Raw genomic sequence first — 18,363 nt, 5'->3', positions numbered from 1 at the left:
TGGTCAGTCTGGTCCGCAAAACCTACCTGTTCATCGGTTCGGATCATGGAGGAGAGCGGGGAGCGCTGCTGTACAGCCTGATCGGGACGTGCAAACTGAACGGAGTGGAGCCAGAAAGCTACCTCCGCTATGTCCTTGACGTCATAGCCGACTGGCCGATAAACCGGGTCGGCGAACTGCTCCCCTGGCGCGTAGCACTGCCGACTGAATAACACATCCCCGTCAATACGGTTCTTGCTGCACGCTTACACAGAAGGTCAGGCAGACGTGAAAGATCAAGAGTGGGGCGATGCTGGCGTTTTACAGTGGTCAATGCGCCAGCCATATCCAGAGCAGGATTATATCTGATGATGCCAGACTGTACGGCATAACGCATTACAGCAGACATCCTTTGCTGCAGACGACTGGCGATTTCATAAATCTGTTTAGCCTCTGCAGCGCGAACAGGGATAAGCAGGTCCGGAGTATTGAGTGTTGTGATATCCCGGTTGCCGATAAAAGGGAAAACATGTGTCTCGAGGCTTTTGAGTACTTTATCGCTCTGTGATTGTGCCCATTGCTTATTACCGGCACGTCAGCGTCGTGCAATATGTTCAAAAGAGAGTTGTAAATCAGGGATTACTTTTTTAGCTCTTTTCTGTTCGCAAGGGCCAATCCCCTCCGAAATCAGTCTTCGGGTTTCATTCCGTTTTGTTCGTGCTGAAACGAAAAACGGACCTCCGTGGAGGTCCGTTGATATGAATTTGGTGCCCGGACTCGGAATCGAACCAAGGACACGGGGATTTTCAATCCCCTGCTCTACCGACTGAGCTATCCGGGCAACGGGGCGCATTAAACCGTAATCTGCACACCTCGTCAACCTAATTTCAGTAAAAGCGATTCAACTGCTTAAGATTGCGGCAAATCGCTTCTTTTCTGTTTTTCTGTCAGGTCAAGGCTCCTCCCTGGCGGCAGCGGGCGAAGCGCAGGATATCTTCTGCCAGCCGATGTGCGGTGTCGACATCTGCCTGGCTACGATTCACCAGCATTCGGCTTAAACAGCCTTCCAGCACCAGTTCCATCTGCTTTGCTACCATCGTCGGATCGTCAACTTCCAGCGTGCTTAACAGTTCGTGGGTAAAATCGTAGGCCGCGCTTTTTTGCTGATCGGCCAGTTGATGAATAGGGTGGCCAGGATCGGGATAAAACGTACAGGCCGCGATAAACAGACAGCCCGGATAGCGGTTGTTTTTAACGCACTCCGACAGCGCCTGATAACGTGCCAGCAGCTTTTTTTCGGCAGTTTGCGTTTCGTCCAGCATCAGCTGACGGCGCCAGACATCTATCTGTTGGCTAAGATAACGCAGCGCATCGTAGAGGATTGCCTCTTTGTCTGGCCAGAAGCGGCGCAGCTCGTCCAGTGGATGATCCACACGTTCAGCAACCATCTCCAGCGTGGTGTTGGCAATCCCTTGTAATTCTAATAATTTCAGGGCTTCTTCCAGTACATCTTCACGTTGCACGCTATTTTCCTCCGTCTTTCCCACAGCAAGTGTCGCTCACGGTTGGCGATCGCGCAAATGTGCGCTGAAGGTTTCAGCATCCATAAAGCCCGTGACGCGTGCTTGTGGATGCTCCTGGCCTTGTCCGTCAAAAAAGAGAATTGTCGGTAGGCCAAGGACATTAAGATGCTTTAACAGCGCCACATCTTGTGCGTCGTTGTCAGTGACGTTGGCCTGAAGTAAGCCCGTGTCTGCTAACGCTTTTTGCACCTGCGGGTCGCTGAAGGTGTATTTCTCAAACTCTTTACAGGCGACGCACCAGTCGGCATAGAGATCTAACATCACCGGTTTGCCTTTGGCTTCAACGAGAGCCTGATTTAACTCATCTACCGTTTTGATTTGTGTAAAGTTGAGATGCGCCTGAGTTTGCGCGGTATGGGGCGCACCAAATGCCCAATCCTGGAGTGGACGTACGCTAATCAGCGCCGCTGCCAGCAGGATTATTTGCACCACGCGCATCCAGCTGCGCTTGGCCTGTAAGCTAGTGACAAAGGCCCAGCCAAAGAATGCGACACCAAGCGCCGACCACAAGCGTAATCCCCATATATCACCCATCACTCGCTCCAGCAGGAAGACAGGTAGTGCGAGGATCACAAAACCAAACGCGGTTTTGACCTGTTCCATCCACGGGCCGCTTTTCGGCAGCAGGCGATTACCAAAGACGGTAATTAGCATCAGCGGCAGCCCCATGCCCAACGCATAGAGATAAAGCATGCCGCCGCCCAGCCACATGTTCCCGCTTTGGGCGATATACAGCAGAATCGCGCTAAGCGGTGCGGTGGTGCATGGTGAACAGATCAGTCCGGCAATCGCCCCCATAACAAACACACCGCCGGGTGAGCCGCCCTGTTGGCGGTTACTCATCAGCGTGAGGCGCGTTTGCAGCGAAGAGGGGAGCTGTAAGGTGAATAAGCCAAACATCGACATCGCCAGCAAGGTAAAGACAATGGCGAGGCTAATGAGCACATAAGGGTGCTGTAGCGCTGCCTGGAACTGTAACCCTGCGGCGGCAACCACCAGACCCAGTACCGTGTAGGTCAGCGCCATCCCCTGCACATAAATAAAGGTCAGCACCAATGCTCTGGCGGTGGAGAGCCGCTGTTTTCCTCCCAGCACGATGCCGGAAATCAGTGGGTACATCGGCAGGACACATGGCGTAAAGGCGATACCAATACCGATCAACAACGCCCAGAGTGCGGAAAAGGGCAATTGTGCGGCGGGCTGCTCTTGCTGCGGAACAGACACTGGCTGTGGCGCTGCGTTGTTGGCGACCACTTCGCTTAACGGAACTGTTTTGGTTTCTGGTGGATAACAGAAACCGGCATCAGCACAGCCCTGGTAGGTGACAGTTAACATCGCTCCCGCACTCGCCTGGTTGATGGTTACGGGAAGCGTCAGCCGATCGCGGTAGATCTCGCTTTTGCCGTAAAACTCATCTTCATGCCAGACCCCTTGCGGCAGCTGCACGTCGGCAATTTTCGCGTGCTTCGGCGTAATGCGGATCTGTTTACGGTAGAGGTAGTAACCGTCTTTGATCTGCCAGGTCAGATTAAGGTTATGTTGGTTTTGCTGAAAATCAAAAGCAAAGGCTTGATCCGCAGGGACAAATGGTGAACGTCCCGGCGCGTCGAATAATCCGGCAAAAGCAGAAGTGCTGCAAAGTAGCAGGATCAGCGTAAAGATGCGTTGAGCCATGAGAGGTAATCTGTGTCTCCGTGTGTAACAGGTAAAACCAGAAGTTCCGGGGTTTGATATGGATGGTGAGACTTCAGGCATTCCAGCAGTGCCTGCTGGTGATATACGGTAGTTTTTAAAATCATCTGCACTTCGTATTCTTGCTCCAGCTTACCTTCCCAGTAATAGAGAGAGGTCGCGCCGGGGAGCAAGGTTGCGCAGGCCGCCAGTTTTTCTGCCAGCACTTTGGCGGCTAAATCCTGGGCTGTCGCTTCATCCGGTGCGGTACATAGCACCACGACAGACGCGGTATTCGAACTTTTTTCATCAAGCATAAACACCTCGTAAGAACAGATGGAACCGCAAGAGAGAGGTCACTATACAACGGACGGGGGAAGGATGTTAGTCGGCGGGAAAGAAAGCGGGGCGTGAACGCCCCGCGATTGGTCATTACAGCATGAAGCTACCCAGCACGAAGCTGAAGCAAACGGCCAGGGCAACACCCAGAGTACCCGGGATGAAGAACGGATGGTTGAAGACGAATTTACCGATACGGGTAGTCCCCGTGTCATCCATCTGTACTGCAGCAACCAGCGTCGGGTAGGTCGGCAGAATGAACAGACCAGACACTGCAGCGAAAGAAGCAACTGCGGTCAGCGGAGAAACGTTCAGTGCCAGAGCCATCGGCATCAGTGCTTTTGCGGTTGCAGCCTGAGAGTACAGCAGAGCAGAAGCAAAGAAGAAGATGACAGCCAGCAGCCACGGATGACCCTGAATCACTTCACCAGCGGTATCTTTGATCCAGTCGATGTTGTTGGAAACGAAAGTATCGCCCAGCCACGCAACACCCAGGATACAAATACAGGCGCTCATACCTGCTTTGAAGGTGCTGGAGTTGAGGATGTTGTCGGTATCGACTTTACAGATAACGGTGGTCAGAGTAGCAACGCTGAGCATGATGATCAGAATTGCGTTGGTGGTGTTCATCAGCGGTTTTTCAACCAGCCCCATGCTCGGGCTGTTGATGATTGCATAGATAACCACGCCAACTACGCCCAGCAGGAACAGCCAGACGGACGTTTTTGCACCCGCTTTGATTTCAATCTGCTTTTCACCGCGCAGTTCAATCAGGCCTTCTTCCAGACGCTTGCGATAAATCGGATCGTCAGAGAGTTTGGAGTTGAACAGCATAGTGACCAGGAAGGACATCACCAGAACTGCCAGCAGAGTGGATGGGATGACCACGGAGAGCAGATGGATATAGCTGATGCCATGACCTTCCATCACGGAAGACATGTAAACCACTGCCGCTGAGATGGGTGATGCGGTGATCGCAATCTGTGCGGATACCACTGCAGTAGACAGCGGACGGCACGGTTTAACGCCTTGTTCCTTCGCAACTTCAGCGATAACTGGCAGTGTCGCCAGAGAGATGTTGCCAGTACCAGCAAAGATTGTCAGGAAATAGGTCACGATCGGCGCGAGGATTGTGATGTATTTCGGGTTACGGCGCAGCAGCTTTTCTGTCTGATGAACCAGATAGTCCAGACCGCCAGCAACCTGCATGGCAGAAATAGCGGCGATAACCGCCATGATAATGGAAATGACATCGAACGGGATGTTACCGGGTTTAACGCCAATAGCAGCAAGTACCAGCACCCCCAATCCACCTGCAAAACCAATACCTATTCCCCCCAATCTGGCGCCCAAGAAGATCGCCAGCAAAACTATGATGAGTTCTACAACTAGCATATTAGCCTTCCTTGTGTTTTAACAAGTTGATATTAGGTTGTTATTTTAAAGTTACTACTTACAAGAAAAAAGGCACGTCATCTGACGTGCCTTTTCTATTTGTACTACCCTGTACTATTACTGTTCGCTTTCATCAGTATAGCGTTTTGCTTTATAAGCCGGGTGCATCAAATTTTGTACGGAGAAAATATCGTCAAGTTCCGCTTCAGTCAACAGACCGCGTTCCAGAACGACTTCACGTACACTCTTACCTGTTTCGGCACAGATTTTACCTACAATATCACCGTTGTGGTGACCGATGAACGGGTTCAGGTAAGTAACGATACCGATAGAGTTGTAAACGTAACCTTCGCACACTTCTTTGTTCGCAGTGATGCCGTTAATGCATTTTTCCAGCAGGTTGTAGCAAGCGTTGGTCAGAATGTGGACGGATTCAAACATGGCCTGGCCAATGACCGGTTCCATAACGTTCAACTGCAGCTGACCTGCTTCTGCTGCCATGGTAACAGTGGTGTCGTTACCGATGACTTTGAAGCATACCTGGTTAACCACTTCCGGAACAACCGGGTTTACTTTAGCTGGCATGATTGAAGAGCCTGCCTGCAGTTCCGGCAAGTTGATTTCGTTCAGGCCGGCACGTGGGCCAGAAGAGAGCAGGCGCAGGTCATTACAGATTTTGGACATCTTCACAGCCAGGCGTTTCAGCGCGCCGTGAACCATAACATAAGCGCCGCAGTCAGAGGTCGCTTCGATCAGGTCTTCAGCTGGTACGCATGGGAAACCAGTGACTTCAGCCAGTTTTTTCACTGCCAGCGGAGAGTACTCTGTCGGCGTGTTCAGGCCAGTACCGATTGCTGTTGCGCCAAGGTTTACTTCCAGCAGCAGTTCAGCGGTACGTTGGATGTTTTTCACTTCTTCTTTTAGCAGGATGCTGAAAGCGCGGAATTCCTGACCGAGGGTCATCGGTACTGCGTCCTGCAGCTGGGTACGACCCATTTTCAGGATGTCCTGGAATTCGACAGCTTTACGCTCAAAGCCTTCACGCAGTTGGTTAATTGCATCTACCAGCTTAATCAGGGAAGAGTAAACTGCGATACGGAAACCGGTCGGGTAGGCGTCGTTAGTGGACTGACATTTGTTAACATGGTCGTTCGGGTTCAGATACTGATATTCACCTTTCTGGTGACCCATCAGTTCCAGACCGATATTGGCCAGCACTTCGTTGGTGTTCATGTTTACGGAAGTACCTGCGCCGCCCTGGTAAACGTCTACCGGGAACTGATCCATGCATTTTCCGTTGTTCAGAACTTCATCACATGCGGCAATGATTGCATTCGCTACACTTTTAGGAATGGTTTGCAGCTCTTTGTTTGCCATAGCTGCGGCTTTTTTAACCATTACCATACCGCGAACAAATTCAGGAATATCGCTGATTTTGTTGTTGCTGATATAGAAGTTTTCAATCGCTCTCAGAGTGTGAACACCATAGTAGGCATCAGCCGGAACTTCCCTAGTACCCAACAGATCTTCTTCGATACGAATGTTGTTTGACATGTGAACCTTCTTTTTCAAGCTGCCAATGATTTGCTTTAAACACACAGAATATATGTGGTTTCGAATGTTTTTCGACCGACGATTATCCCCTGCATCGACCGAATACCCGAGATCATATGCTGCTTGAGGATTTCTACCGTAATCTGGATCACTTTAAGTGTCGGTTTTTACCCCTTAATCATTAATTTGTGAAATAGATCACCGCTTTGGGATTACTACCAAAAATAGTTGCGCAAACATCTTGAAATTTTGCTATTGACCACAATATAAGCTGAACGCGATTCGCAACCCATTCAGGTAGCCGGGGTTAACCGGCTGCCATTACAGGAGAAACCTTTGCGCTGGTTACCTTTTATTGCCATTTTCCTTTATGTCTATATTGAGATTTCAATCTTTATTCAGGTTGCCCATGTATTGGGGGTATTGCTGACTCTCGTGCTGGTTATATTCACGTCAGTTATCGGTATGTCACTGGTACGTAACCAGGGCTTTAAGAATTTCGTGCTGATGCAGCAAAAAATGGCGGCGGGTGAAAACCCAGCGGCAGAGATGATTAAAAGTGTTTCGCTGGTCATTGCCGGTTTGCTGCTTTTATTACCGGGCTTTTTCACCGACTTCCTCGGCCTTCTGCTTTTATTACCACCGGTGCAAAAGCATCTGACGGTGAAGTTGATGCCGCATTTGCGCTTTTCTCGCATGCCAGGCGGCGGTTTTAGCGCCGGGACCGGTGGTGGTAATACTTTTGATGGTGAGTATCAGCGAAAGGATGATGACCGCGACCGCCTTGATCATAAAGATGATCGCCAGGATTAATGTCGAAACGCCGGATTATGTGGTTATGCCATTTTCCGGCGTTTTTCGTTTTGGCAGAAACAGCCATAACCCCGCCAGCATGATAAGCGCATAGAGACTTTTCCAGCCGACCATTGCCAGTAACAGAACGCATAACAGCCTGCCAGTCACTGCCAGTAGCAGACCAATCATCAACGCACGAGGAAAATCACGCTCTGGATTTTTAAACTCCGAGGCGAGATGGGCAACTGCGTAGATTTTCGATGGTAGCACAATCAGATTCGCTGATGACGGCGATGAAGAAATTGCGATGAAATGTGAGGTGAATCAGGGTTTTCACCCGATTTTGTGCTGATCAGAATTTTTTTTCTTTTTCCCCCTTGAAGGAGCGAAGCCTCATCCCCATCTCTCTGGTCACCAGCCGGGAAACCCCATAAGCTCCGGCGTCACCCATAACAGATACGGACTTTCTCAAAGGAGAGTTATCAATGAATATTCGTCCATTGCATGATCGCGTGATCGTCAAGCGTAAAGAAGTTGAAACTAAATCTGCTGGCGGCATCGTTCTGACCGGCTCTGCAGCGGCTAAATCCACCCGCGGCGAAGTGCTGGCTGTCGGCAATGGCCGTATCCTTGAAAATGGCGAAGTGAAGCCGCTGGACGTGAAAGTTGGCGACATCGTTATTTTCAACGATGGCTACGGTGTGAAATCTGAGAAGATCGACAATGAAGAAGTGTTGATCATGTCCGAAAGCGACATTCTCGCAATTGTTGAAGCGTAATCCGCGCACGACACTGAACATACGAATTTAAGGAATAAAGATAATGGCAGCTAAAGACGTAAAATTCGGTAACGACGCTCGTGTGAAAATGCTGCGCGGCGTAAACGTACTGGCAGATGCAGTGAAAGTTACCCTCGGTCCGAAAGGCCGTAACGTAGTTCTGGATAAATCTTTCGGTGCACCGACCATCACCAAAGATGGTGTTTCCGTTGCTCGTGAAATCGAACTGGAAGACAAGTTCGAAAATATGGGTGCGCAGATGGTGAAAGAAGTTGCCTCTAAAGCGAACGATGCTGCAGGCGACGGTACTACTACTGCAACCGTACTGGCTCAGGCTATCATCACTGAAGGTCTGAAAGCTGTTGCTGCGGGCATGAACCCGATGGACCTGAAACGTGGTATCGACAAAGCCGTTACCGCCGCAGTTGAAGAACTGAAAGCCCTGTCCGTACCGTGCTCTGACTCTAAAGCGATTGCTCAGGTGGGTACTATCTCTGCTAACTCTGACGAAACCGTAGGTAAACTGATCGCTGAAGCGATGGACAAAGTCGGTAAAGAAGGCGTTATCACCGTTGAGGACGGTACCGGTCTGCAGGACGAACTGGACGTGGTTGAAGGTATGCAGTTCGACCGTGGCTACCTGTCTCCTTACTTCGTCAACAAGCCGGAAACTGGCGCAGTAGAACTGGAAAGCCCGTTCATCCTGCTGGCTGACAAGAAAATCTCCAACATCCGCGAAATGCTGCCGGTTCTGGAAGCTGTTGCCAAAGCAGGCAAACCGCTGCTGATCATCGCTGAAGATGTTGAAGGCGAAGCGCTGGCAACTCTGGTTGTTAACACCATGCGTGGCATCGTGAAAGTCGCTGCGGTTAAAGCTCCGGGCTTCGGTGATCGTCGTAAAGCTATGCTGCAGGATATCGCAACCCTGACCGGCGGTACCGTTATCTCTGAAGAGATTGGTATGGAACTGGAAAAAGCCACCCTGGAAGACCTGGGCCAGGCGAAACGCGTTGTGATCAACAAAGACACCACCACCATCATCGATGGCGTGGGTGAAGAAGCGGCAATTCAGGGCCGTGTTGCTCAGATCCGTCAGCAAATTGAAGAAGCAACTTCTGACTACGACCGTGAAAAACTGCAGGAGCGCGTAGCGAAACTGGCAGGCGGCGTTGCAGTTATCAAAGTCGGTGCTGCTACCGAAGTTGAAATGAAAGAGAAGAAAGCACGCGTTGAAGATGCCTTGCACGCGACCCGTGCTGCGGTAGAAGAAGGCGTGGTTGCTGGTGGTGGTGTTGCGCTGATCCGCGTAGCGTCTAAACTGGCTGACCTGCGTGGTCAGAACGAAGACCAGAACGTGGGTATCAAAGTTGCACTGCGTGCAATGGAAGCTCCGCTGCGTCAGATCGTACTGAACTGCGGCGAAGAACCATCTGTTGTTGCTAACACCGTTAAAGGCGGCGACGGTAACTACGGTTACAACGCAGCAACCGAAGAATACGGCAACATGATCGACATGGGTATCCTGGATCCGACCAAAGTAACCCGTTCTGCTCTGCAGTACGCGGCTTCTGTGGCTGGCCTGATGATCACCACCGAGTGCATGGTTACCGACCTGCCGAAAAACGATGCAGCTGACTTAGGTGCTGCTGGCGGTATGGGCGGCATGGGTGGCATGGGCGGCATGATGTAATTGCCCTGCACCTCGTAGGAATAAACAAACCCCCAGGCAGAAATGTCTGGGGGTTTTTCTTTTGGTCATCTTTCTAGTATAAGATTCAGACACGGACGACGCGAGTGGCGTCCAGCTCATTGATTATGGGGAATGACATGCACGTAAAATATTTAGCAGGGATTGTCGGTGCCGCGCTACTGATGGCGGGTTGTAGCTCCAGCAACGAATTGAGTGCTGCCGGTCAGAGTGTACGCATTGTGGACGAGCAGCCAGGCGCAGAGTGCCAGCTGATTGGTACTGCGACAGGTAAGCAAAGCAACTGGCTTTCCGGGCAACACGGTGAAGAAGGCGGTTCTATGCGTGGCGCAGCAAACGATTTGCGCAACCAGGCGGCTGCAATGGGCGGTAACGTGATTTATGGTGTCAGCAGCCCCTCGCAGGGAATGTTGTCCAGTTTTGTCCCGACGGATAGCCAGATTATCGGTCAGGTTTATAAGTGCCCGAACTGATGTGAACCAGATATTGGATGACAAACGTGTAATTGCCTGATGCGCTACGCTTATCAGGCCTACACCGGGCATTGGAACTGATTGAATGCTTGAGAATTTGTAGGTCGGATAAGGCGTTTACGCCGCATCCGGCATGATCAACGATCACGTTATCAGTCATGTAAGGCTGGATGGCTCCAGCCTTGCATTAGCAAAGATGAGATTATTTCGCCAGTGGTGCAGTTTTGCTGATGGACTGGACACGTAAGTGATGCAGCGCGCGTAAGCATTGATCCTGGGTTAGCGGTTGAGCGTTATTTGCCGCCACGGTGCGAACATAGACCTGACACGGCACACCTGCGAGTTTTTTCAGTCGGGGGCTGAAATCAAGCATTCGGCGAGTGATCGCCTCCACTTCTTTACCCGGCGTTGCTTCACGCGTTTTCACCACTGCGCCGCTAAATTGCTCTTTGCCACTTTCATCTTTAAAGCGATAAAGCACCGCCAGATAATGGCTGAACAAGTTATGTTTCCATTCCGGTTGGGAATAGGTGTCATATTCCAGATTGCCATTATCCTGGCAGTCAACGTCGTATAATGGCAGGAAATCTAACAATGAGGTAATACGTAATGCCAGTTCGCGCATTTCCGCATTATTAATTGCATGAATGATTGCTCGCGCCAGCATTTCAATCTGCAACTCATTGACGACTAACTCACATTTGCTACCGTCATGTAGCGTTAATACGAAGGTAAGATTTTCGCCCTGATTATCGGTAAGTTCCAGCGTGTTAACCCGGAGATTAATATCGGCATTTTTAAGCTCATCAACCAGAATTTCTGGGATATTTTCTGCCATTATCTTAATGACTTTATCGCGAGCCTGCTCATACTGAAGACGTGCATCAGCATCCAGTTTATGCTTTTGATACAGACGACTTTCCAGCGCAATCAGCAGGTCTCGCAGTTCCATGACAGACATAAAGAACAACGATTCTTTATTGCGAGGCTCTTTGATTTTCAGCGCCAGTGCAATGAAATTATTACTTTTGCGAATAACACCGGTATTAACACCCTTGATGCTTATGGCCATGTAGGTTCTCCCTAACCATTTCTCAATTAAATAATTAATTTTAATTTATAAGCCAGATGAATGGGCTTGGTAGTAATAGTTGTTAAAATAGCATAAATAGCCGTGGTCACTCTATACAAACAGAAAAGAAAGGTTAATTATTGGTGTTGGTTATATAAAAAGTAAGAATAGCTACATATATGAATAATTAAAGGTTATACACGGGCAACGGTCGCTGTACTTGCGTTTATTGCTCTTGCCGGATGCGGCGTAAACGCCTTATCCGGCCTACAGTCCATTGAAAATCCATTCAATTTCAATGCCCGGTGTAGGTCTGATAAGCGTAGCGCATCAGGCAATTTTAATGTTTAACTTCCCTGTTTAATCAGTTACTGCTGGCGTAGCTGGAGATCCAGCGGCGTTTTACTGGGTTCACCGCCAATTTCACGCGCCAGTTTCGGTACCAGATATCCTGACACCAGTGTCAGTAATTCACGCATAATCTGCCGTGCTTCGTCATCGCTCACCATAAAATGCGCTGCGCCCTGTACTTTATCGAGCACATGCAGGTAATACGGCATCACGCCTGCATCGAACAATGCATTGCTCAGGTTTGCCAGCGTTTGCGCGTTATCGTTCACGCCACGTAACAGAACGCTCTGGTTCAGCAAGGTAACACCCACCCGGCGCAACTTAGCCATTGCCTGACGGAATGTTTCATCTACCTCATTGGCATGGTTGATGTGATTCACCAGCAAGATTTGCAGTGTAGAACGTGAAAAGCGTTCAACCAGCGCATCTGTGATGCGTGCCGGGATCACAATTGGCAGACGGCTGTGGATCCGCAGACGTTTGATGTGCGGGACGGCTTCCAGTTGTGTGAGCAACCAGTCCAGCTCGTGATCTTTCGCCATCAACGGATCGCCGCCGGAGAAAATCATCTCGTCCAGTTCCGGATGCGTAGCAACATACTCAAGTGCAGTCTGCCAGTTACGCTTGTTGCCCTGATTTTCGGCATAGGGGAAGTGGCGACGGAAGCAATAGCGACAATTTACCGCGCAGCCGCCTTTGACCAGCAATAGCGCCCGGTTGTGGTATTTATGCAACAAACCAGGCACTACGCTGTGCTGTTCTTCCAGCGGGTCGGTGGAGAATCCGGGTGTGACGACAAACTCATTTTGCGAGGTAAGTACCTGACGCAAAAGTGGATCGTCCGGATTGCCTTTCTCCATGCGATCGATAAATGAGCGGGGCACACGCAGGGCAAACAGCTTTTTGGCGCTGCGTCCGGCCAACAGTTTTTCGTCCGCGTCTATATTCAAAAGACGCAGAAGTTCATCAGGATCGGTCACAACATCGGCAAGTTGCGTTAACCAATCTTCTCTGGATGGGGTATTTAGGGTTACAATATGCGCCATTTTGTGGCTTAGCTACCAATTAACAAATTTCAGAGGGCCTTATGGCAACGTACTATAGCAACGATTTTCGTGCTGGTCTTAAAATCATGTTAGACGGCGAACCTTACGCGGTTGAAGCGAGTGAATTCGTAAAACCGGGTAAAGGCCAGGCATTTGCTCGCGTTAAACTGCGTCGTCTGCTGACTGGTACTCGCGTAGAAAAAACCTTCAAATCTACTGATTCCGCTGAAGGCGCTGATGTTGTCGATATGAACCTGACTTACCTGTACAACGACGGTGAGTTCTGGCACTTCATGAACAACGAAACTTTCGAGCAACTGTCTGCTGATGCAAAAGCAATCGGCGACAACGCTAAATGGCTGCTGGATCAGGCAGAGTGCATTGTAACTCTGTGGAATGGTCAGCCGATCGCCGTTACTCCACCGAACTTCGTTGAACTGGAAATCGTTGATACCGATCCGGGTCTGAAAGGTGATACCGCAGGTACTGGCGGCAAACCGGCTACCCTGTCAACTGGCGCTGTGGTTAAAGTTCCGCTGTTCGTACAGATCGGCGAAGTCATCAAAGTGGATACCCGCTCTGGTGAATACGTCTCTCGCGTGAAGTAATGCGGTTGTGGTGCGGCCTGCAGGCTGCACCATCACTTATTCAGGTCAGAGATAATGAAACGCCTTATCGTTCTTGTTTTGCTTGCCAGCACGCTGCTCACGGGCTGTAACACCGCTCGCGGTTTCGGCGAAGACATCAAACATCTCGGCAACTCAATCTCCCGCGCTGCCAGCTAATTTTTCTTCTCTTCCGAAAAATCATCAGATTTCCGTCATTTTTGGTGATGTTGTCTATTATTAATTTGCTATAGGCAAACATAAATAACATGACCTAAAAGGAAGACGTTATGGTGAAGAAGACAATTGCAGCGATCTTTTCTGTTCTGGTGCTTTCAACTGTATTAACTGCCTGCAACACCACGCGTGGCGTTGGTGAAGACATTTCTGATGGCGGTAACGCGATTTCTGGTGCAGCGACGAAAGCGCAGCAATAAGCAATAACGGTACGACAGCGGTGTCGTGCCGTTTGTTTTTCTGCGATAGTCACTAAAGTAATAGTTGAAATTCCCCTGCCACCTGGCAAAATATTCGTTCAACCACCCGCTTTGCAGGACGACCTGCAAACGCGTCTTTTCATCGGGGACGGCCCCAAATTTCCGGAGCCTGATATGTCCTGGATTATCTTAGTTATTGCTGGTCTGCTGGAAGTGGTATGGGCCGTTGGCTTGAAATATACCCACGGCTTTAGTCGTTTGACGCCAAGTGTTATTACTGTGACGGCGATGGTTGCCAGTATGGCGCTACTTGCCTGGGCGATGAAATCGTTACCGGTAGGGACGGCTTATGCCGTGTGGACGGGTATTGGTGCAGTCGGCGCGGCCATCACCGGCATTGTGTTGCTCGGTGAGTCCGCTAACCCAATGCGCCTGGTGAGTCTGGCGTTAATCGTATTGGGGATTATTGGTCTGAAACTCAGCACTCATTAACTACCGGGTTGTTGTACCCAAATAAATTTACTGACATCAAACCATTCCTGGGTCGCGACTGCCAGCATCTCCTGTTTAACTTCGTCAGAAATGGTGGGCGTGCGGGAGAGTATCCACAGGTAGTCGCGGTCCGGGCCGCAAACCAGCGCATGGCGGTACTCCCGATCGAGTGCAATGACGTTATAACCGCCATAGAAAGGACCAAAGAATGACACTTTCAGCGCAGCGCGAGTTGGTGCGCCGGTAAAGTACGCTTTCCCTTCACTCTGCTGCCACATTTCTCTGTCAGGGTTATAGCCTTTATTGATGACATTCAAGCCGCCATCATCCCGCAGGCTGTATGTTGCGGTGACTTTCTCCAGCCCGCGTTCAAAGCGGTGATCAAAACGGGCAATCTCATACCAGGTGCCGAGATAGCGTTTAGCGTCGAAATTATTTACTACGGTCACGCCACGCGGCGGTGTAGGAGAATTGCAGGCAACGATCAGAAAAGCAGCTGTCACTGCGGCAACGAGAGGGAGCAGGCGCATAAATGTTTCCTTACTGGTTTTTTCTAAGTGTAGATGACCGTAAGGAAAAGCGAATAAAAAGGCCTGCCAACGGCAGGCCAGATTTACATTGGCGATGCGTTAGATTGTAACGACACCAATCAGCGTAACAACTGTCAGGATAGCAGCCAGACCGTAGAAAACCCATTTGCCCGCAGGCACGTGGATTTTCAGATCGTGCATCGCGTGGTGCATACGGTGTAAACCACACCACAGCGGCAGAACGATCATCAGGAACAGGAATACGCGGCCAATGAAGCTCTGCGCGAACGCCAGAACGCGCTCGTAGCTCAGCGCATCACCCGGAAACAGACCCAGCGGCAGCAGAATACCAACCAGCAGGATCATCACCGGCGCAATAATTGCGCTCCACATACCACCGGCCCCGAAGAGGCCCCAGAATACCGGTTCGTCAGAACGCTTTGGATTTGGATTAATCATCTCAGGCTCCTTACCAGTACAGGGCAACAAACAGGATTACGATGGTGGCAACCACAGTTACCGCCCAGAGACTTTTGATGATTGGCTCTGGTCCCATTTTTTCGTCTTTTACAATGATATTGGCCGCTTTCGGTGCCAGCTCAAACCAGGTTTTGGTGTGCAGCAGGGCTGCAGCCAGAGTGATCAGGTTAATGATCACGATAACCGGGTTTTGTAAAAAGTCGACGAATCCCGCCCAGGCGTCCGGGCCGTTTTTCAGGGCAAATAGCCCGAAAATCAGTTCAATGCTGAACCACACAGCCGGAACCGCCGTGCCTTCGCGCAGCATGTAAAAGCGATAAAACGGCAATTTTTTCCACCAGGTGGACGTCATTGGCCGTACATACGGTTTACGTTTAGTCGTCATGTTGCACTCCTTAGCGTGGTTTCAGGGTCGCGATAAGAAAGTCTTTCGAACTTTCTACTTTGCCCTGCTGAATGGCCGCAGCCGGATCGACGTGTTTCGGGCAGACTTCGGAGCAGTAGCCCACGAAAGTACAGCTCCATACGCCATTCTGGCTGTTCAACTGCGCCATACGCTCCTTCTTACCGTGGTCGCGGCTATCTTCGTTATAACGATGTGCCAGCGTAATGGCAGCCGGACCGATGAACTCTGGGTTCAGGCCAAACTGCGGGCACGCGGCGTAGCACAGACCACAGTTGATGCAACCGGAGAACTGGTGATACTTCGCCATCTGCGCCGGGGTCTGGATGTTAGTACCCTGAGCCGCGGTGCGGGAGTTGCCGATGATGTACGGTTTGATCGCTTCCAGACTTTCGATGAAATGGGTCATATCGACCACCAGATCGCGTTCAATCGGGAAGTTAGCTAACGCTTCAACCTTCATACCGTCGGTGTAATCACGCAGGAAGGTTTTACATGCCAGTTTCGGCACGTTGTTAACCATCATGCCGCAGGAACCACAAATCGCCATACGGCAGGACCAGCGGTAGCTCAGGTCTGGTGCCAGGTTGTCTTTGATATAGCCCAGCGCATCCAGTAATGAGGTAGTTGCGTCATAAGGCACTTCATAGAATGCGCTATGCGGTGCGGTATCGACTTCCGGGTTATAGCGCACCACCTCAATTTTCAGGTTTTTCATCTCAGCCATTCGCCTTCTCCTTCTTATTGGCTGCTTCCGCCTTATCGGCTGCATCCGCTTCGCCACCGTAAACGCGCTTAGCTGGCGGCAGCGTAGTAATCTTCACGTCGCTGTACTCCAGGCGAGTAGTGCCATCAGCATCGCGGAAGGCGAGGGTGTGTTTGAGGAAGTTGACGTCGTCACGCTCGGTGCAACCTTCGTCCAGACGCTGGTGCGCGCCGCGGGACTCTTTACGTGCCATTGCGGAGTGCGCCATACATTCAGCAACGTTCAGACCGTGGCCCAGTTCAATGGTGTAGAGCAGGTCGGTGTTGAACACGCTGGAGGTGTCGGTGATGCGCACGCGCTTGAAGCGTTCCTGCAGTTCTGCCAGCTTGTCGATGGTTTTCTGCATCAGTTCCGGCGTACGGTAGATACCGCAGCCTTCTTCCATAGCCAAGCCCATTTCGTCGCGGATCTTCGCCCAGTTTTCGCTGCCATCCTGGTTAACCAGATCTTTCAGACGTTGTTCAACGCCAGCTACCTGCGCTTCAATTGCCGCTTCGTTGCCATTACCGGCAGTTGCTGCACGCTCTGTCGCTTGTTCACCGGCCAGACGACCGAAGACCACCAGCTCTGCCAGGGAGTTGGAGCCCAGACGGTTTGCACCGTGCAGACCAACAGAGGAACATTCACCTACAGCGAACAGACCTTTAATGCGGGTTTCACAGTTCTGATCGGTTTCGATACCGCCCATGGTGTAGTGCGCGGTCGGACGTACCGGAATCGGTTCTTTAACCGGATCGACGCCAACGTACGCTTTCGCCAGTTCGCAGATGAACGGCAGACGTTCATGCAGTTTTTTCTCGCCGAGGTGACGCAGGTCGAGATGAACCACATCGCCACGCGGCGTGGAGATAGTGTTGCCTTTACGCCATTCGTGCCAGAAGGCCTGAGAAACTTTGTCGCGTGGACCCAGTTCCATATATTTGTTTTTCGGCTCGCCCAGCGGAGTTTCCGGGCCCATGCCGTAATCTTGCAGATAACGGTAGCCATTTTTGTTGACCAGAATACCGCCTTCACCGCGGCAGCCTTCGGTCATCAGGATACCGGAACCTGGCAGACCGGTTGGGTGATACTGAACGAATTCCATATCACGCAGCGGAACGCCGTGGCTTAGCGCCATACCCATACCGTCACCAGTAACGATGCCGCCGTTGGTGTTGTAACGATAAACGCGACCCGCACCGCCGGTAGCCATAACGACCGCGTTAGCACGGATCTGCACCAGCGTGCCTTCCATCATGTTCATTGCCACCAGGCCGCGAACATGACCATCATCAACCAGAATATCCAGCACGAAGTGTTCGTCAAAACGCTGGATCTGCGGGAATTGCAGAGAGGTCTGGAATAGCGTATGCAGCATATGGAAGCCGGTCTTATCAGCGGCGAACCAGGTACGCTCGATTTTCATGCCGCCGAAGCGACGTACGTTGACGCTACCATCCGGGCGACGGCTCCATGGGCATCCCCACAGTTCCAGTTGGGTCATTTCGGTTGGGCAGTGGTGGACGAAATAATCCACAACATCCTGCTCACACAACCAGTCGCCACCCGCTACTGTATCGTGAAAGTGATATTCGAAGCTGTCATGATCCTGCGCGACAGCGGCGGAGCCCCCTTCTGCAGCAACGGTATGGCTACGCATCGGGTATACTTTTGAGATTAGTGCGATTTTTGCATTTGGATTTGCCTGCGCGGCAGCAATTGCAGCACGTAATCCCGCGCCACCGGCGCCTACAATGGCAAGATCGGCTTGAAAGGTTTGCACGACATTCCTCCAGATTGTTTTTATCCCACAGCACCGAACTTCAGGGTAAGTGTCTGAAAGTTACGGTCTGCGAACGCTATTCCACTGCTCCTTTATAGGTACAACAGTATAGTCTGATGGATAAGACTGAAATTTGACGAGAT

The 18,363-nt window shown here is 50.9% G+C and carries 21 protein-coding genes, 1 tRNA gene and 2 pseudogenes; 9 read left to right on the top strand and 15 right to left on the bottom strand.

All coding sequences use genetic code 11. From position 1 onward, the window contains the following. Positions 1-212 (top strand): transposase domain-containing protein (locus A7090_RS12265; RefSeq protein WP_198599584.1); only part of this gene is annotated, 212 nt, incomplete at its 5' end. A gap of 32 nt (positions 213-244) precedes the next feature. Here the strand turns inward: A7090_RS12265 and A7090_RS12260 are convergent. The 7 genes and pseudogenes from A7090_RS12260 to aspA all read right to left on the bottom strand — a co-directional run. After that, positions 245-700, bottom strand: a pseudogene (locus A7090_RS12260) (tyrosine-type recombinase/integrase); the annotation flags it as partial. A gap of 44 nt (positions 701-744) precedes the next feature. Next, a tRNA-Phe gene (locus tag A7090_RS12255) sits at positions 745-820 on the bottom strand. Between the two features lie 106 nt (positions 821-926). Further along, entirely contained in the window at positions 927-1,502 is a 576-nt protein-coding gene (locus tag A7090_RS12250) for a transcriptional regulator (protein WP_105274230.1), read from the bottom strand. Positions 1,503-1,538: 36 nt separating this feature from the next. Continuing rightward, positions 1,539-3,236: a protein-disulfide reductase DsbD gene (gene dsbD, locus A7090_RS12245; protein WP_105274229.1), complete on the bottom strand. Its 1,698-nt coding sequence runs from the start codon at positions 3,234-3,236 to the stop codon at positions 1,539-1,541. Then, entirely contained in the window at positions 3,212-3,550 is a 339-nt protein-coding gene (gene cutA, locus A7090_RS12240; protein WP_105274228.1) for a divalent cation tolerance protein CutA, read from the bottom strand. Before cutA ends, dsbD begins: the two co-directional genes overlap by 25 nt. Before the next feature lie 115 nt (positions 3,551-3,665). After that, positions 3,666-4,967: an anaerobic C4-dicarboxylate transporter DcuA gene (gene dcuA, locus A7090_RS12235; RefSeq protein ID WP_105274227.1), complete on the bottom strand. Its 1,302-nt coding sequence runs from the start codon at positions 4,965-4,967 to the stop codon at positions 3,666-3,668. Positions 4,968-5,084: 117 nt separating this feature from the next. Continuing rightward, positions 5,085-6,521 carry an aspartate ammonia-lyase gene (gene aspA, locus A7090_RS12230; RefSeq protein ID WP_105274226.1) on the bottom strand — a complete coding sequence of 479 codons (1,437 nt, stop codon included), beginning with the start codon at positions 6,519-6,521 and terminating at the stop codon, positions 5,085-5,087. 336 nt (positions 6,522-6,857) lie between these two features. Here aspA and A7090_RS12225 point away from each other — a divergent pair, with 336 nt between their 5' ends. Beyond that, complete coding sequence (locus tag A7090_RS12225) at positions 6,858-7,334, top strand: FxsA family protein (RefSeq protein ID WP_105274225.1); 477 nt, start codon at positions 6,858-6,860, stop codon at positions 7,332-7,334. Between the two features lie 15 nt (positions 7,335-7,349). On the opposite strand, the pseudogene A7090_RS26175 reads toward A7090_RS12225, so the two are convergent. Further along, positions 7,350-7,493, bottom strand: a pseudogene (locus tag A7090_RS26175) (L-methionine/branched-chain amino acid transporter); the annotation flags it as partial. Positions 7,494-7,801: 308 nt separating this feature from the next. Between A7090_RS26175 and A7090_RS12215 the strand changes: the two are divergent. From A7090_RS12215 to A7090_RS12205, 3 genes are all read left to right on the top strand, one after another. Further along, positions 7,802-8,095, top strand: a complete 294-nt coding sequence (locus A7090_RS12215; protein WP_001026276.1) for a co-chaperone GroES — start codon at positions 7,802-7,804, stop codon at positions 8,093-8,095. A gap of 43 nt (positions 8,096-8,138) precedes the next feature. After that, positions 8,139-9,785, top strand: a complete 1,647-nt coding sequence (groL, locus tag A7090_RS12210) for a chaperonin GroEL (protein WP_105274223.1) — start codon at positions 8,139-8,141, stop codon at positions 9,783-9,785. 137 nt (positions 9,786-9,922) lie between these two features. Continuing rightward, on the top strand, positions 9,923-10,276 hold the full coding sequence (locus A7090_RS12205; protein ID WP_105274222.1) for a DUF4156 domain-containing protein: 354 nt from the start codon (positions 9,923-9,925) through the stop codon (positions 10,274-10,276). A gap of 202 nt (positions 10,277-10,478) precedes the next feature. Here the strand turns inward: A7090_RS12205 and A7090_RS12200 are convergent, their stop codons facing one another. Together A7090_RS12200 and epmB are read right to left on the bottom strand one after the other, a co-directional pair. Continuing rightward, positions 10,479-11,348, bottom strand: a complete 870-nt coding sequence (locus tag A7090_RS12200; RefSeq protein WP_105274221.1) for a YjeJ family protein — start codon at positions 11,346-11,348, stop codon at positions 10,479-10,481. 368 nt (positions 11,349-11,716) lie between these two features. Further along, the gene (gene epmB / locus A7090_RS12195) at positions 11,717-12,745 is read right to left on the bottom strand and encodes an EF-P beta-lysylation protein EpmB (protein WP_105274220.1); all 1,029 of its coding nucleotides are present in this window, start codon (positions 12,743-12,745) and stop codon (positions 11,717-11,719) included. Between the two features lie 41 nt (positions 12,746-12,786). Here epmB and efp point away from each other — a divergent pair, with 41 nt between their 5' ends. The 4 genes from efp to sugE all read left to right on the top strand — a co-directional run bounded on the left by efp (position 12,787) and on the right by sugE (position 14,279). Beyond that, positions 12,787-13,353: an elongation factor P gene (gene efp / locus A7090_RS12190; protein ID WP_023319547.1), complete on the top strand. Its 567-nt coding sequence runs from the start codon at positions 12,787-12,789 to the stop codon at positions 13,351-13,353. 51 nt (positions 13,354-13,404) lie between these two features. After that, positions 13,405-13,530, top strand: a complete 126-nt coding sequence (ecnA, locus tag A7090_RS12185) for a lipoprotein antitoxin entericidin A (protein ID WP_000977757.1) — start codon at positions 13,405-13,407, stop codon at positions 13,528-13,530. 110 nt (positions 13,531-13,640) lie between these two features. Beyond that, a complete protein-coding gene (ecnB, locus tag A7090_RS12180) occupies positions 13,641-13,787 on the top strand; it encodes a lipoprotein toxin entericidin B (RefSeq protein ID WP_000239596.1) in 147 nt (48 codons plus the stop codon). 174 nt (positions 13,788-13,961) lie between these two features. Further along, positions 13,962-14,279, top strand: coding sequence for a quaternary ammonium compound efflux SMR transporter SugE (gene sugE, locus A7090_RS12175; protein WP_105274219.1), 318 nt, complete (start codon positions 13,962-13,964; stop codon positions 14,277-14,279). Here sugE and blc read toward each other — a convergent pair. From blc to frdA, 5 genes are all read right to left on the bottom strand, one after another. Continuing rightward, positions 14,276-14,809 (bottom strand): lipocalin Blc, encoded by a 534-nt coding sequence (gene blc, locus A7090_RS12170; RefSeq protein ID WP_105274218.1) that lies wholly within the window; start codon positions 14,807-14,809, stop codon positions 14,276-14,278. The two genes, sugE and blc, sit on opposite strands and share 4 nt — an antisense overlap. Before the next feature lie 99 nt (positions 14,810-14,908). After that, complete coding sequence (gene frdD / locus A7090_RS12165; RefSeq protein ID WP_000609663.1) at positions 14,909-15,268, bottom strand: fumarate reductase subunit FrdD; 360 nt, start codon at positions 15,266-15,268, stop codon at positions 14,909-14,911. A 10-nt stretch (positions 15,269-15,278) separates the two neighbouring features. Beyond that, positions 15,279-15,674 (bottom strand): fumarate reductase subunit FrdC, encoded by a 396-nt coding sequence (gene frdC, locus A7090_RS12160; RefSeq protein ID WP_000208752.1) that lies wholly within the window; start codon positions 15,672-15,674, stop codon positions 15,279-15,281. Between the two features lie 10 nt (positions 15,675-15,684). After that, positions 15,685-16,419, bottom strand: coding sequence for a fumarate reductase iron-sulfur protein (frdB, locus tag A7090_RS12155; protein ID WP_105274217.1), 735 nt, complete (start codon positions 16,417-16,419; stop codon positions 15,685-15,687). Beyond that, complete coding sequence (gene frdA / locus A7090_RS12150; RefSeq protein WP_105274216.1) at positions 16,412-18,220, bottom strand: fumarate reductase (quinol) flavoprotein subunit; 1,809 nt, start codon at positions 18,218-18,220, stop codon at positions 16,412-16,414. Before frdA ends, frdB begins: the two co-directional genes overlap by 8 nt. Positions 18,221-18,363: the final 143 nt, after the last annotated feature.

The sequence above is a fragment of the Escherichia sp. MOD1-EC7003 genome, assembly GCF_002965065.1.
GTDB lineage: Bacteria > Pseudomonadota > Gammaproteobacteria > Enterobacterales > Enterobacteriaceae > Escherichia.
The sequence above is the reverse complement of the archived record's forward strand: the minus strand, read 5'-3'. Positions and strand labels throughout refer to the sequence as shown.

Excerpts from the sequence above, each read along its gene's own strand:
- dsbD (WP_105274229.1), bottom strand. The coding sequence starts at position 3,236 with ATGGCTCAACGCATCTTTACGCTGATCCTGCTACTTTGCAGCACTTCT.
- cutA (WP_105274228.1), bottom strand. The coding sequence starts at position 3,550 with ATGCTTGATGAAAAAAGTTCGAATACCGCGTCTGTCGTGGTGCTATGT.
- dcuA (WP_105274227.1), bottom strand. The coding sequence starts at position 4,967 with ATGCTAGTTGTAGAACTCATCATAGTTTTGCTGGCGATCTTCTTGGGC.
- aspA (WP_105274226.1), bottom strand. The coding sequence starts at position 6,521 with ATGTCAAACAACATTCGTATCGAAGAAGATCTGTTGGGTACTAGGGAA.
- A7090_RS12215 (WP_001026276.1), top strand. The coding sequence starts at position 7,802 with ATGAATATTCGTCCATTGCATGATCGCGTGATCGTCAAGCGTAAAGAA.
- groL (WP_105274223.1), top strand. The coding sequence starts at position 8,139 with ATGGCAGCTAAAGACGTAAAATTCGGTAACGACGCTCGTGTGAAAATG.
- A7090_RS12205 (WP_105274222.1), top strand. The coding sequence starts at position 9,923 with ATGCACGTAAAATATTTAGCAGGGATTGTCGGTGCCGCGCTACTGATG.
- A7090_RS12200 (WP_105274221.1), bottom strand. The coding sequence starts at position 11,348 with ATGGCCATAAGCATCAAGGGTGTTAATACCGGTGTTATTCGCAAAAGT.
- epmB (WP_105274220.1), bottom strand. The coding sequence starts at position 12,745 with ATGGCGCATATTGTAACCCTAAATACCCCATCCAGAGAAGATTGGTTA.
- efp (WP_023319547.1), top strand. The coding sequence starts at position 12,787 with ATGGCAACGTACTATAGCAACGATTTTCGTGCTGGTCTTAAAATCATG.
- ecnB (WP_000239596.1), top strand. The coding sequence starts at position 13,641 with ATGGTGAAGAAGACAATTGCAGCGATCTTTTCTGTTCTGGTGCTTTCA.
- sugE (WP_105274219.1), top strand. The coding sequence starts at position 13,962 with ATGTCCTGGATTATCTTAGTTATTGCTGGTCTGCTGGAAGTGGTATGG.
- blc (WP_105274218.1), bottom strand. The coding sequence starts at position 14,809 with ATGCGCCTGCTCCCTCTCGTTGCCGCAGTGACAGCTGCTTTTCTGATC.
- frdD (WP_000609663.1), bottom strand. The coding sequence starts at position 15,268 with ATGATTAATCCAAATCCAAAGCGTTCTGACGAACCGGTATTCTGGGGC.
- frdC (WP_000208752.1), bottom strand. The coding sequence starts at position 15,674 with ATGACGACTAAACGTAAACCGTATGTACGGCCAATGACGTCCACCTGG.
- frdB (WP_105274217.1), bottom strand. The coding sequence starts at position 16,419 with ATGGCTGAGATGAAAAACCTGAAAATTGAGGTGGTGCGCTATAACCCG.